This is a genomic window from Erwinia psychrophila (genome assembly GCF_039023475.1).
Lineage (GTDB): Bacteria > Pseudomonadota > Gammaproteobacteria > Enterobacterales > Enterobacteriaceae > Erwinia.
Map to the genome: position 1 here is coordinate 405,183 of NZ_JBCHVB010000001.1, position 13,286 is coordinate 418,468.

At 56.4% G+C, this 13,286-nt stretch carries 9 protein-coding genes; 5 read left to right on the plus strand and 4 right to left on the minus strand.

The genetic code is table 11. From position 1 onward, the window contains the following. Positions 1–43 precede the first annotated feature (43 nt). The 3 genes from AAH446_RS01890 to AAH446_RS01900 are packed head-to-tail and all read right to left on the minus strand — an operon-like array spanning position 44 to position 6,875. Positions 44–2,437 (minus strand): virulence factor SrfC family protein, encoded by a 2,394-nt coding sequence (locus AAH446_RS01890; RefSeq protein ID WP_342905036.1) that lies wholly within the window; start codon positions 2,435–2,437, stop codon positions 44–46. Further along, on the minus strand, positions 2,434–5,418 hold the full coding sequence (locus AAH446_RS01895) for a virulence factor SrfB (RefSeq protein ID WP_342905785.1): 2,985 nt from the start codon (positions 5,416–5,418) through the stop codon (positions 2,434–2,436). Before AAH446_RS01895 ends, AAH446_RS01890 begins: the two co-directional genes overlap by 4 nt. Positions 5,419–5,420: 2 nt before the next feature. After that, a complete protein-coding gene (locus AAH446_RS01900) occupies positions 5,421–6,875 on the minus strand; it encodes an SrfA family protein (protein WP_342905037.1) in 1,455 nt (484 codons plus the stop codon). A gap of 492 nt (positions 6,876–7,367) precedes the next feature. On the opposite strand from AAH446_RS01900, the gene AAH446_RS01905 reads away from it, so the two are divergent. From AAH446_RS01905 to AAH446_RS01920, 4 genes are all read left to right on the plus strand, one after another. After that, positions 7,368–8,687, plus strand: coding sequence for a methyl-accepting chemotaxis protein (locus tag AAH446_RS01905; RefSeq protein ID WP_342905038.1), 1,320 nt, complete (start codon positions 7,368–7,370; stop codon positions 8,685–8,687). A 134-nt stretch (positions 8,688–8,821) separates the two neighbouring features. Further along, positions 8,822–9,835, plus strand: coding sequence for an NADPH-dependent aldehyde reductase Ahr (gene ahr / locus AAH446_RS01910; RefSeq protein WP_342905039.1), 1,014 nt, complete (start codon positions 8,822–8,824; stop codon positions 9,833–9,835). 189 nt (positions 9,836–10,024) lie between these two features. Further along, entirely contained in the window at positions 10,025–10,312 is a 288-nt protein-coding gene (locus tag AAH446_RS01915) for a VF530 family protein (protein WP_342905040.1), read from the plus strand. A gap of 28 nt (positions 10,313–10,340) precedes the next feature. Then, on the plus strand, positions 10,341–10,769 hold the full coding sequence (locus AAH446_RS01920) for an ASCH domain-containing protein (RefSeq protein WP_342905041.1): 429 nt from the start codon (positions 10,341–10,343) through the stop codon (positions 10,767–10,769). 266 nt (positions 10,770–11,035) lie between these two features. Here AAH446_RS01920 and bla read toward each other — a convergent pair whose 3' ends face one another. Further along, positions 11,036–11,890 carry a class A beta-lactamase gene (bla, locus tag AAH446_RS01925; protein WP_342905042.1) on the minus strand — a complete coding sequence of 285 codons (855 nt, stop codon included), beginning with the start codon at positions 11,888–11,890 and terminating at the stop codon, positions 11,036–11,038. Positions 11,891–12,272: 382 nt separating this feature from the next. Between bla and AAH446_RS01930 the strand changes: the two genes are divergently transcribed. Continuing rightward, positions 12,273–13,253, plus strand: coding sequence for a sugar phosphate isomerase/epimerase family protein (locus AAH446_RS01930; protein ID WP_342905043.1), 981 nt, complete (start codon positions 12,273–12,275; stop codon positions 13,251–13,253). Positions 13,254–13,286 lie beyond the last annotated feature (33 nt).

The following is a 13,286-nucleotide window of genomic DNA, read 5'->3' on the forward strand; positions in this document are numbered from 1 at the left end:
CACCTTGCCGCTAATGTTATATCCGTTCCGCTTCTGCTGGTGGTTAGCGAAACTGCTTCAGGATCGCGGCCAGCTGCTCGCGGTATTCGCTATCTATCTCCCGAGCGGCGGAATATCCTGCGTTCAGCAGAATCATCTCGTTCAGCCCGACCAGCCAGTCATAGATGTAATAGGCGGCGTGATTGTTGGGCTTCAGCGCCAGTCGGGTCAGGCGCTGGCCCGGGCCCAGGCTGGCGGTCTGGGTTTCCGGCTTCGCGAAAATTTTCTGACCGCGGTTGATCTTACTCTCCGGGCGTTGCGCTTCCGGCAGATGCTGGAAGCCCAGCCAGGCGACGAAATCGCCCAGTACGCTGAGGGCGCGGGAAACCTGACGGTCGGCAATCATTTCCGCCGGGACGCCGCCCGATTCGGGATCGCTCAGCATGTTCACCAGCGCACCTTCAATATCGAGTCGGATACTGGCGGTCACCAGCTCTTCGGTCAGCATTTCCAGCGTCGGCTTGCTGATGCCCAGCAGCTCCAGCAGCGGGCCGTTGTCCGGCAGCAGACGAAGAATGTTGATCCAGTGGCGATACACCTGCTGCGCAAATTCAGCCTCAAGCTCTTCGCTGGCCGGGACGTGCTCCTCCGGCGTGAGCAGGCCGGAAAGTGGCTCATCGCTCAGCAGGTCGATGCTCACCCCGATGCCGAAAGGATCGTCCTCGCTCAGGGCAAACTCTTCGGTCAGGGGACGATCGCCCTTATGCTTGCGCTGCAAAAACAGGTGACGCAGCGTTTCGCGTGAGGGCAGCAGGCGCTCAAGCAGTTCGCCGTGAACGCCGGTGCGCGACTGCAACGCCTTCAGCAGGCTTTCCGCAATGTGCAGCCGGGCCGCCGGATCTTCCTGCTCGGAAGCGAGATACCAGCGGCCAAGCAGGTTATCGCTCAGTTCGCGGCGCATTTCGTCCAGCTGTTCCTGAAGGCGTGCCAGCTTGCTCTCACGCTGGACCTCCGTCATCAGCCAGCTTGCCATACGGCTCACGCCCTTATCATCCATCGTCAGCATCAGTCCCCAGGCGTCACCGGGATTACCGACGTAGCGCTGTACGGCAGCATCATAATTATGGCCCAGGGTGACGCGCTGATCGTACGGCGTCAGCGCCCAGATCAGGCCGGGCTTGCGGCGGCTGCGGACCTGGCTGTTTTCTCCCTGCGTTTGCTTAACCCAGCCGTCAAGCACGCGGCCAACTGCCCGCGTATCGTGACGCGTACCGGCTGCGCTGCACACCATCAGGCGATCAACATCCTGATGCTCGGCGGCGCGGGTCAGCAGCAGAGGGCGCTTGGCGGTAAGAAACGCGAGCGCCATTTCATGCTGCAAATCGTCGGGTAACAGCGCAGGTTGTTCAAAGCCGGGATAGTCGAGCAGGTCAACCTGCTCGAACATGGTTTCACGTGGGGCGCTGTAAAGCGGCAGCTGCACTTCACGTCCCAGAAGCGTCAGCTCGCTCAGCGCCAGGTTAACTGGCTTCAGGGAACGTCCATTATGCTGAGGAACGACCTGAATAACCCGATCGGCGGACGCGTTAAAGTAACGCAGGCCATTGTCGTTAAGGATGCTCAGCGAAGCGTCATCCAGCACTGCCAGAGGCGCAAGCAGCGTGGCGGCGCCCGAAACGTGATGCAGCACGTGGGCAAGCTGGCGATAGATTGCGCTCAGCTCACGCTCTTCGCCCCAGAGCATGGAGAACAGCCGCGCGCGGTCGTCCACGCTCAGCGACGGAGCCAGGTCAATCGCGCGTGGCCAGAAGTGGGAATCCAGCGCTTTAGCATTGGGCAACTGCAGGGCGCTAATCCGGTCCCACAGCGTCACCACATCATTGCATCCCATGCCGTCCATCTCTTCAGGCAGACGATACATCGAGATATTTTTCAGGCGTTCGGTGAGCTGCTGCTCGTCCAGCAGCGGCGGGTTTTCGCCGGTGCGGGAGCGCCAGACGCCAGCAAGGATAGCCACCAAATCTGACTCGTTTAACAGCGACAGTCTGACCGGCCAGTCGTTATCCACCCGCACCTGCTGGCCGGTGAAACGCATCACCATAGTGGCCGTCTGCTGCTGCGGATTCAGCTGACCGTAATCGAAAGTCGCCGCGCCCAGCGCAATCTCCAGCCGGCCTTTATCGCTGGCGGCCAGCGCGTTAATCAGCCACGACTTTCCCGACTGGGAAAGCCCGAAGAAGCCAATCGCCGGCTCTTTTCCGGCGGCCTCAGCGAGATGCGCGGCCCGGTTGCGCTGACGCCGCAGCCTGACGCTGAGCCGGTCAGCTTCCAGATCGAGACGAGGTGAGGTTTCCCGTGCGCCGTCGAGCCATTCGACCGACCGATCGATCCCTTTTACTACGGCATCCAGTTTTTTGCCGATCTGTCCCGACAACTGTTTAGGCGTTAACGGTTTCATTTCTTGTATACGCTCCCACTGTCGATCCAGTAATGCGTTAATCCTGACCCGCTGCTGGCGAGCGTATTAAGTTTCAGCTTCAGCTGCTCCAGCGGCACACGAGTGCCGTCATCGAGAGAGGCTTCAGCGATTTCGAAACGCTCAGGCCCGAATCCACCCTGTGCCTTCGCCACCGCCAGTTTTATTTTCAATACTTTATCACCGGCCACGCTGCGCGCCAGCATCGGATCGGCAATCGACAGCGTGTAGAGCGGTGAGGCTGGCCAGCGGTCGTTATCAAGCTGACGGAAGCCGAGCGTCAGTGCGCCGCGCACCTGAAAGCGCGCCCTGGCATCCAGGCTGAAGCTGTCCGCATCCAGATCGATGTCCTCATACCAGACGTTTTCCCCGCTGAGCGCGCCATTGCTGTCCAGCATGCCCAGGTAGCGAATGGTGGAATAGGGCTGAAAATCACCAGCCTTAAACCAGAAGTTGGCGAGGCGCAGATCCAGCGACAGCAGACAGAGCATCGCGCCTACCGCCGCCGTCGATTTTGGATTCTCGATCCGGCCCTGCTTATTAAAAGGATACCAGTCGTTAGTATGATAGCCATCCAGTGACAGTATACGGCTCACCGGCAGCGGCTGAAGGTGGCGGAACAGCGCCTGCACGCCCGGGAAGCGGGAAGGGCGTCCGGTAAGCAGCAGCACGTCACAATCATACACGGCGACGACCTCTGACATTGAACGCAGGCTGTGGGTGATATTCATGCGCGGAGAGAGAAACTCCGCATGCAGCTTACTCAGTTTTACCACCAGCGGCACGCGCAGGATATCAAAGGCTTCCGCTTCCCCCGGCAGCTCGCGCTGAATTTCCCGGTTGATGTAATCGAGCAGTTTCTGGGTAGGCTTCTGCGCCACCAGTTCTCCGAAACGGCCATCCACTTCCGCGTTCAGCTCCAGCGGATCAAAACCTTCGTAAGCTTCAAGAATAGCCTGGCCGACAGGAATAAAAATCTGCAATGTCACCTGCTGGCGCAGGGTTGAATGGCCGTCAAGCCGCCCCTCGTGACCAAACAGGCGGGTCATCACGCCTTCCGGGTTCGCAATGCCGGCCTGCTTAAACGCCGCCTGAAGCGCAGGCAGAACGTAAAGCTGGATCACATCAAGCAGGATGTCGTCCCCGGCCTGTTTAAAACCTTCGCGGAACAGCAGGCGGGGCATAATTTTTACATTGTTGCCCACGCCATCATCCAGACGGTACTGGGTGATCGCCAGATCGGTCGTGCCGCCGCCGATATCAATAGAAGCAATACGCAGCGTTTTGCCGGGCTGCTCATCTGCGGCACGGGCGCGATCGGGCCGGGCCATACTGATAAAGAAGTCTTCAGCACGACCGCCGAAGTTAACCTGCGTTTCGTTATAGAGATAGACCATCTGTCCACAGGTCGCTTCATCCCACTCCATCTGCACTTCCGGCACCGGCACCAGGCTCTTAGCCTTGTCTTTCTCACTGCTGAAGTCATCATCAGCGGGGTGCCAGCCCATCGCTTTCCAGACCAGCGCGATCGCCTCCTGCATCCGGCGACGGAAAATTTCGCGCTCAGGCTTCGGCATGGCAGAAGGCAGCGTCAGGATGATATTGCGCAGCTGGCGAGGGGCGCTGCTGTGCAGCATCTTCTGGCGCTGGACCAGGCTGTTCATCTGCATCAGCGCCTGCGCCAGCAGTTCGGAGAGCATGAAACTCATCACAGAACTGCGGCTGTACTGCGGCGCGAAAACCGGCAGACGCTCCTCCAGCGGCTGGCTGTAGAGCGGCTCGCCCTCATCATTCACCAGATTCATCAGCGGGCGCGCAATGGCCAGCGGCTCCACCGCAGCGTTACCCGCCGTGCGGCTGAAGCGCCAGCCGGGCGTATAGCTCTCTTCATCCCACAGATAGCGGCGCGGGCTTGAGATACCGGTCGCGCCCTCGGTCCCCAGACGCTGTAAGGCCAGCTGGCTCGCCTCACGTCCCACTCGGGTCACTGATGGCCAGATAAAGGCATCATCACGCCCGCTCTCAACCGAGAAGTTCTGCTTGCCGAAGCTGGCCTGCGCAAATTCAACGCGGCTTTCAAAAAGCTCGTTATAAAGCTGATGCGGCGCGCTGAGGTTGCGCAGATGCAGTTCATAGGTATGTTTCAGGCCGTGGTGGTCGTCAACATGATCTTCCACCATGATCCCGCAGGTATGAGAGTTGCCAACGTCCAGGATCAGATCGACCGGAATGGCGGGTTCCTGGAGCGTGGCACCGCTGATCTTTAATTCCGGCAGGGCAAGCTGATCCCCCAGCAGATGCAGGATATTCAGGTAGTGTGCCTGATATTCGAACTCACGCAGCGCGCTGCGGACATTGACCTGCGGACGCTGCTCAACCAGCGCCACCTGCTGGCTGAAGACTTCTCTCAGCCAGCCGTCAATCCAGGTATGGTCCAGGAACTCACCCAGCTCTTCGCTGCCGTGCGCCAGCGCAAAGCTGACGCCGTTTTTCACGTCGTTCTCATTCAGCGCCAGCGTTTCATCTTCGCCTTCCGGCCAGACACGCGTTTCAAAGGCCAGGCAGATGCGGTGCGTTTTGCCGTTAGGATCGGGCTTATCAAGGGCGATAATCTGCACGCGCGCCCAGTTATCGGGACCGCCGGTGAACGTGCGCGGGGGATTAAACCGGAAAAAGGGCAGCGGCAGCCAGACGCCGTTAAGCAGACGGAGCGACTGTTCAAGCGGGAAGCTGAACTCCGGCTTGACCACTTCCGGCAGACTGCCCGCGGTGACAGGCAGAAGATACTTGCCGCTCTGGGCGTTAAAATGCAGGCGCAGCAGCGGGCCGTTCGCCGTCTGGCGGACAAATTTCCCTGGCATGTCGGCGTCCAGACGGGGCGTCAGAGCAAAATCAAGGAACTGTATGCCGCTATTCTGGATCAGCGTCATATTGGGTTTAAAATCAGCGATAGTCGCCAGCATCATCATTTACTCTCGCGCTTCATCGTCATCGGTATCACCGTATCGGCATTATAAACGCCGTTACACTCTGCCGGGCCACTGGCCCCTTGTGAGCAAACCAGTTCTGGCAACTTGTAACGCGATCCGTCGCTGCATTTTGCCGTTGTGCGGCTGTTGATCACCAGGTTGCCCGATTGCATCAGTCCAGCATAGACCGTCACGCGGCACTCACTGCCATTCCCCTGCGTCATTCTTGCCACCCCTTTGCCGTTTTTGAACTGATAGCGCAGGCTTGGCGGCTTGCCGGTCAGCGAATTTTTTATGTGGACAATGACGCGCCATTTACCATCCAGGAATTTGGTGGTGCCCAGTTTGACTGAGAGTGAAGGCATAACGAGATCGTCTGCGGCCACCGGTTTGTCAGGCACTGCTTCTGCGGGTTTAGCTTCTTCTGCGGCGGGTTCCGCCACGGTGGCTTCTTCTTTCACCGGGGCTACCTGAGCGGGCGCAACAGGCAGGGCCGCGACAGGGGCTGTTACCGGATCGGCAGGTGGTGTCACTTCAGGCGTGACAGGTGTCTTCTCTGCCTCAACGGGTTTCGTTTCAACAGGCGCAGCGGGTTTTTCCACCGGCGCGGCTGGGGCTGCAACAGGCTTGCTGGTTTGCGTCGCGGACGGCGTCGCATCCTCCTGTGGCGTACAGCCTTTTAACTGAATGCCAAAGGTAATGAGCAGAGCGGCCGCCGGCAGTGCCCAGCCATAGCGGAGCAGGGCCGTCTTGATCGGTTTTGCGGCTACAGCAGGCTCTGAGACCACAGGTTTGGCGTGTTCTGTCGCAGGCTGCAGTTCAGGTTCAGGTTGGGCAAGCGGGATTGCTTCTGCTGCCACCGGTGCGGCGGCCGCCACGACAGCAACAGCAGGCGTGACCGGGACGGGCGCCGGAACCAGCGGTTCATCGGGCCCGGCAAGTTTCGATAACGTCAGCGGCGGTTCGACAGCCAGCGTCTCACGCAGAGAGTCGAGCGCATCGGCATGTTTTTTCTCAAGGCTGACAAAGCCCCAGAAGGTGATAACCGGCTTGCCGCCGACCAGATAGACGAAATTCCGGTCAGGGAACTGTATCGCTTTTGCCAGCAGCGCGCCGAACAGCTTCTGGCTCGGTTTTTCAGCCCGCTCCGCTCGCTGACATATCTCGGCTACCGCCTGCTGACAGGCTTCCAGCTGACTGAGCGCATGGCTGCGGACGCTTTCATCGGCGGCGGCCCAGGAGGTGACTTTGCCGGAAACGGGAGCGTACCAGTCCAGGCGATCGCCTGCGTCATTCGGCTGTGGGATCGCCAGGCAGTCAGCAATCTGCTGCTGTTTTCTCAGGCGCAGCGTTTCGCGCAACTGGAGAGCTGACAGAAAAACAGGCTGTCCGTTCACGCCAAGAGCGAGAACAGCATCCAGACTTCCGCTGCGTAAAAATGTTTTAGCCACGCAAAAAGACCTTTTTAGTCAGGGATCCGGGGTCGGTAAAAAGTAAATATCCGGGTTCATCACTACTTTAGGCGATTTGACTTAAAATCAAATGCGGAAATAAAGGGTTAAACCGGCGGCTCCTTTGCCAATGAGCGCGCGCCGTTTTGTAAACGAAAAACGCGGTGAGACAGAGCAGCGTACAGCCTTGTCAGCCCTACAGATAAGTGCGCGTTTATTAATTAAACCATAAGCGGTGAAAAAATACGCGCGTTATGGGCTTTTATCTTTATAAATCAACTGCTAATCACAGTTCAAGCGTAAATCAGGTGGGTTTAACACCATGGCTATCGTTACCGCGGTTGCGCCAGCTTCGTCATCCTTCTCGCATTACACCCACAAATAAATAGCGCGACCTTATTTTGCGCGCTATTTAGATCTGAATCTTTTGCGCTGACTGCCGATAACCGTGTTGTGACGAATACCATAAATATGACTAATAAAGGTTACAGCATGATCGGTACGATTAAATCTGGCGTTTTATCACGCTTCACCGCCACGTCTTCCCGGCATTCCAGGAAGACGCTGAACTCATTAAGCGAAGCGATTGCGATGATCGAATTTTCGCCAGAGGGGATTATCCTCTCGGCTAACGCGCTTTTTCTCGAAAAAATGGGCTATACGGCTGGGGAGGTAATCGGTCAGCATCACCGGATCTTCTGCCCGGACGCGCTGATAAATTCTCCGGAATATACCCAGTTCTGGATGCGGCTTCGCCGGGGGGAGAGTTTTAGCAACAAATTTCTCCGCCTGGCCCGGCATAGCCGTCCTGTCTGGCTGGAAGCCAACTACGTACCGGTTCAGGATCGAAGCGGACGGGTAATAAAAATTGTTAAACTGGCAACGGATATTACCGAGCGCATCCTTGATGCCCAGGAGCTGCGCGCCATGACCAATGCCATCGATCGCTCAATGGCCGTTATCGCCTTTAACCCTCAGGGTGAAGTGCAGCGCGCCAATGAGAACTTCCTTAAAACGATGGGCTACCGCCGTGAGGAAGTTATCGGTAAGCACCACCGCCTGTTCTGCTCGCCGGAGCTGAGCAGGAGCGCGGAATATGCGGATTTCTGGCGCAAATTGCGCCACGGGGACTTTATCTCCGGTCAGTTCCAGCGGATAGACAAGCAGGGCAAAACCCGTTGGCTACGGGCAACCTACAATCCTGTTTTCGATGAAAACAATAAGCTGTATGAGGTGGTGAAATTCGCCACTGACGTGACCGTCCAGGTGGAGAAGAATCAGCGGGAACGGGAAGCGGCAGCCCATGCGTATAACGCCGCTCTGGAAACCAGCGAAAATACCCGTGTTGGCGTCACCGTTATCGAAAACAGCGTGCAGAAGATGAATGAAATCGCCAGCGACCTGCGCAAGGTGTCGGAGGATATTAATGGCCTGAGCAGCCAGTCTTCCCAGATTGGGGTCCTTGTGAATACGATACGCAGCATCGCTAATCAAACCAACCTGCTGGCGCTTAACGCCGCCGTGGAAGCGGCGAGGGCGGGCGTTCATGGCCGCAGCTTTGCAGTTGTCGCCAATGAGGTGCGTAGCCTGGCCGCTAATATCAACAGCGCCAGCAAAGAGATTGCTGACGTGGTGGACGATAATAAAACTCTGGCCGGCGAGGCACAGAAACACATTACGACCAACCTGGTCAGAGCAGACCAGGGCGTGACTTTGGTCAAAGAGGCAGGAGATGTGATAATGGATATTCAGACCAACTCAGCTCAGGTTGTGGAAGCGATAGGGCATGTTACCCATCAGCTGGGCGACTGAGCCTGAAAAAAGCTAAAAACTCATTTTTTGTTCGTTCAGAAGAGGTTATTACGCTGATGACTCGTTTTGGCCCATGGACGGAGGAACGTTTTGCTACACTCCACTCCGACGACTCACCGTATTTGAGGTAATGAATGAAAATTAAAAGCTACGCGGCAATGAAGCCCGGTCAGGCGCTGGAACTGTATGAGTATGACGCGGGGGAACTGGGGCCTGAGGAAGTCGAGGTCGAGGTTGAATATTGCGGCGTCTGCCATTCCGACCTGTCGATGATCGACAATGAGTGGGGCATCTCCAGCTATCCTACTATCGCCGGGCATGAAGTTGTTGGCCGCGTTTCGGCGCTGGGCGAAGCCGCTAAAGCGAAGGGCCTCAAGCCGGGTCAGCGCGTGGGCATTGGCTGGACGGCGAAAAGCTGCCAGCACTGTGATGCCTGCATCAACGGCGAACAGGTTAACTGCGAGCAGGGCACAACGCCGACCATCCTGAATCACGGTGGCTTTGCCGAGAAGCTGCGTGCTGACTGGCAGTGGGTTATTCCGCTGCCGGAAAATCTGGATGTTGAGAGCGCAGGCCCACTGCTATGCGGCGGTATCACCGTCTTTAAGCCGCTGCTGATGAGCAATATCACCGCGACCAGCCGGGTCGGCGTGATTGGTATTGGCGGCCTTGGCCATATTGCGATCAAAATTTTGCGGGCGATGGGCGCGGAAGTTGTTGCGTTCAGCTCAACGCCAGATAAAAAGCAGTCCATTCTGGATATGGGCGCCGACGAAGTGGTCAACAGCCGCGATCCGGAAGCACTGAAGAGCGCAGGGCGTTTTGACCTGATCCTGAGCACCGTGGCCGTTGATCTTGACTGGCAACCCTACTTTGACGCGCTGGCCCCGCAGGGCAAGTTCCACACGGTTGGCGCCGTGATGAAACCGTTCCAGGTGAAGGCTTTTGACCTGATTATGGGTGATAAGTCCGTCACCGGTTCCTCAACCGGTTCGCCAGGCCAGCTTCGCTCCCTGTTGAAACTGGCATCGCGTGCGAATATTGCTCCGAAAGTGGAGTTCTTCCCGATGTCCAAAATCAACGACGCGCTGGATCACGTCCGCGCCGGTAAGGCTAACTACCGCGTGGTGCTGAAAGCCGATTTCTAATCGGACGGCATGACAGCTCCCTGAAGCCAGTGCAGCAATGCGCTGGCTTTTTCTTTTCTGGCAAAGGAAGTAGAGACTTATTAAGTGACCCTGTCACTTAACAGTGAGGCAGTTCATACTGCTGATAAGTTTTGCACCTGCCGTAGGGAGTCAGTATGGTGTACCCCATTGCTTTTATGAGGAAAACAGATGAACGCTCACGTTTCAAAAGATCCCTTACACGGCGTTACGCTGGAAGCCATTATTAACGCGCTTGTCACCCGCTACGGCTGGGAAGAGATGGCCAGCCGCATCAAGATTAACTGTTTTAAAAGCGACCCCAGCGTCAAGTCGAGCCTGAAGTTCCTGCGCCGTACGCCTTGGGCGCGCGCAGAAGTGGAAGCACTCTATATCGAGTCGCTGACCGATAAAGCTGTTTCGGAAAATGCCCCGGCAGAGGAAGATCCCTGGGCGAACTGGAAGAAAAAAAGCGACTGAAGCTTTGTCAATTAAACCGGAGTAGGCGATGACCCTGATTAACCAATTGCAGGCCAAATACCCCCACGCGCTGGCATGGGCCATAGGCGATAATCCGCAGATGGCGGATGAACTGGCGGCGCTTGTGGTAGCGGGGCAGAAGACCGCATCCTGCGGTTCGCTGGCCTCTTTTATGTCGGAAAGCCCAGCGCCGCAGGTGGGAAGCTACCATATTATTCTTAACGGCCAGCAGGAACCCGTATGCGTTATCAGAATGGTTTCCATGCGGCTGGTGAAATTCTGCGACATCACGGAAGCGTTCGCGAGAAAAGAGGGCGAAGGGGACTTAAGCCTTGCCTACTGGCGCAAAGAACATCAGGCATTTTTCACACGGGAAGGGACTTTCTCAGAGGAAATGGAGCTGATAGCGGAAGAGTTTCAGCTTATTGAAGTCATTCAAACCAACGATTTGCCGTAACAGGTTAATGCCAGATATGCATACAGAGTAGTGTCGCCAGGGTCTGTGGCATCCCACCGGGCAGAAATAAAGGGAGTCTGATCTACTTTAATAGTTACAACATACAATGCTTGCTTAAACTAAAACGGTAAACAACTTCACCCGCAATATCGTCTGTTATGGCTTATCAGCATAAAGAAAGCTGCATGAAAAAGGTGCCTCAGGGGGCCTTATTCAGCTCCGGGGTTGATAGCAGATTCTGGTTCATGCGCGGCGTGAGGTTATCGTTACCAGTATTTAATCAGTGAAGCGCCTATCTCCGCGATCTGCTTATTTCGCTCAGCCATTGTTGCCTGAGTCTCCGTTAAGTAGATGACGACGAGACGGGAAGGTTTGTCATCGGGTCCCAGTATCGCAACGATCCCCCGGGAACCACGCTCGCCTGCGCCCGATTTATCGGCAATAAACCAGCCCGCAGGAAGTACCGATCGTAACAGGGGGCCAGCCACTTTATCCGCCTCCATCCAGTCCGTTAACTGCCGGCGCGAAGCCGCCGAAAGTATCCTGCCGTTCAATAACTGGTGAAGCGTTCGCGCCATCATCTCAGGTGAGGTTGTATCACGCTTGTCACCAGGCAGGGCTTCGTTCAGCTCCGGTTCCCAGCGATCGAGACGGGTAAAAGGGTCGCCCGCTTGACGTAAAAACGCGGTTAAACCCTGCGGTCCGCCAATCACAGACAGCAGCAGGTTAGCCGCCGTGTTGTCGCTCATTGTAATGGCGGCCTGGCATAATGCGGCTACGGTCATTCCCCCGGTAATATGTTCTTCAGTTACGGGTGAGTACTCAACCAGATCGCGCTCGTAAAAATGAATGCGGCGCCCGAGCTGCTCCTTTCCTGCATCAACACGTGATAATACTGCGCCGCACAGCAGAACTTTAAAGGTACTCATCATGGGAAAGCGCTCTTCAGAACGATAGCTTTCCAGTATCTGTCCGCTGGCAAGATCCAGCTCTGCGTAGCCCACCCGGGCACCGAGCTGCGCTTCAGCTTCCTTTACTGTATTCAGGGTTGCCGGATGGGCCAGCACAGAGAGGCTGAATGCAGCAAGCAGGGGAAAAAGGGCCAGACGAACAGGGCGCATATCAATAGGTCTTCCAGAGGTTAATTTTGTGATAGCAGGCAAGCCTGTCAGAGAGAGTAGCTTACTAATCTCATAAGGTTTTTTCATTAAAATATTGCCAGGCGTTAATCGGAGATCCTGACTGGCGCTTGTGTTTTTGCTGCGCTTTAAGCAAAACCAGCACCCTCTAATTCTTCAACGTCAAACCTCACGCCTGCCAGTAGCGACCCGGCCCTCAGCACCTTTTTACATTTCACTCCCTTTCGTGAGCCTCATCCCAAAACCGAGGATTAGCGATTATGCCCCCTTGTTTATTATTTCAGATGGGGCCTATGATAAACAACTTCACAACATATCGTGAACATGAAAAGTACATCACAACTTAATTTGAAGGGCTTTCCTCATGTCGGAACTGAAATTTGCTACGCGTCTGAATTCCTTTGCCTCAGGGGCACACCGCTACTGGCCTGACTTGCAGGGCAAACCATCAGTACTCCAGATGATTGCCCGCGCGGGTAAAGTGAAGGGTCTGACGCATCTGGATCTGAACTATCCACAACACATGACCAGCGACATTGCCACGATGCGTCAGGCGATCGCTGATGCTGGTCTTGCCGTCAACGGTATGCAGATGCGTTGGGATGCCCCGCAGTTCAAAATTGGCGCTTACACTAATCCGGACCCGAAGATCCGCCGGGAAGCGATTGAGCTGACCAAGCGCGGGATTGATGCCGGTCGTGAGTTTGGTTCATCGCTGATGACGCTGTGGATGGGGCAGGATGGTTTCGATTACTGTTTCCAGGCCGACTATAAAAAAATGTGGGAAGACGCGGTCAGCGCCGTGCGCGAAGTGGCCGAATACGCGCCCGATGTGGACGTCAGCATTGAATACAAACCGAATGAACCCCGCGCCTACAGTATTTTCCCGAACGCACCGACTTGCCTGTTAGCCGTGGAAGAAGCGGGCAGCCCGAACCTGGGCATCACGCTCGATTTCGCCCACGTGCTATTTGCCAATGAAATTCCCGCTTATGCCGCGGCGATGGTCGCCCGTCGCTCCCGTCTGTTAGGCCTGGATCTGAATGATGGCTGGGGCAAGCGCGATGACGGCCTGATGGCAGGATCGGTCAACCCCCGCGCCACGCTGGAATTCCTCTGGCAGATGCAGCGTGACGGCTATAAAGGCGCCTATTACTTCGACACCTTCCCTGATGCCAGCGGCCTCGACCCCATCCGCGAAGCTGAAGCCAATATCGAAACCGTCACACGTCTGTTGAAGCTGTGCGACAAACTGCACGACAACGCAGCGTTGTCCGACGCGATTAGCCGTCAGGATGCCGTGGCATCCCAGCTGATCGTTAACGACATTATGCTGGCCAGATAACGATAAAACCACGCGGGCGTCTCTGACGCAAAA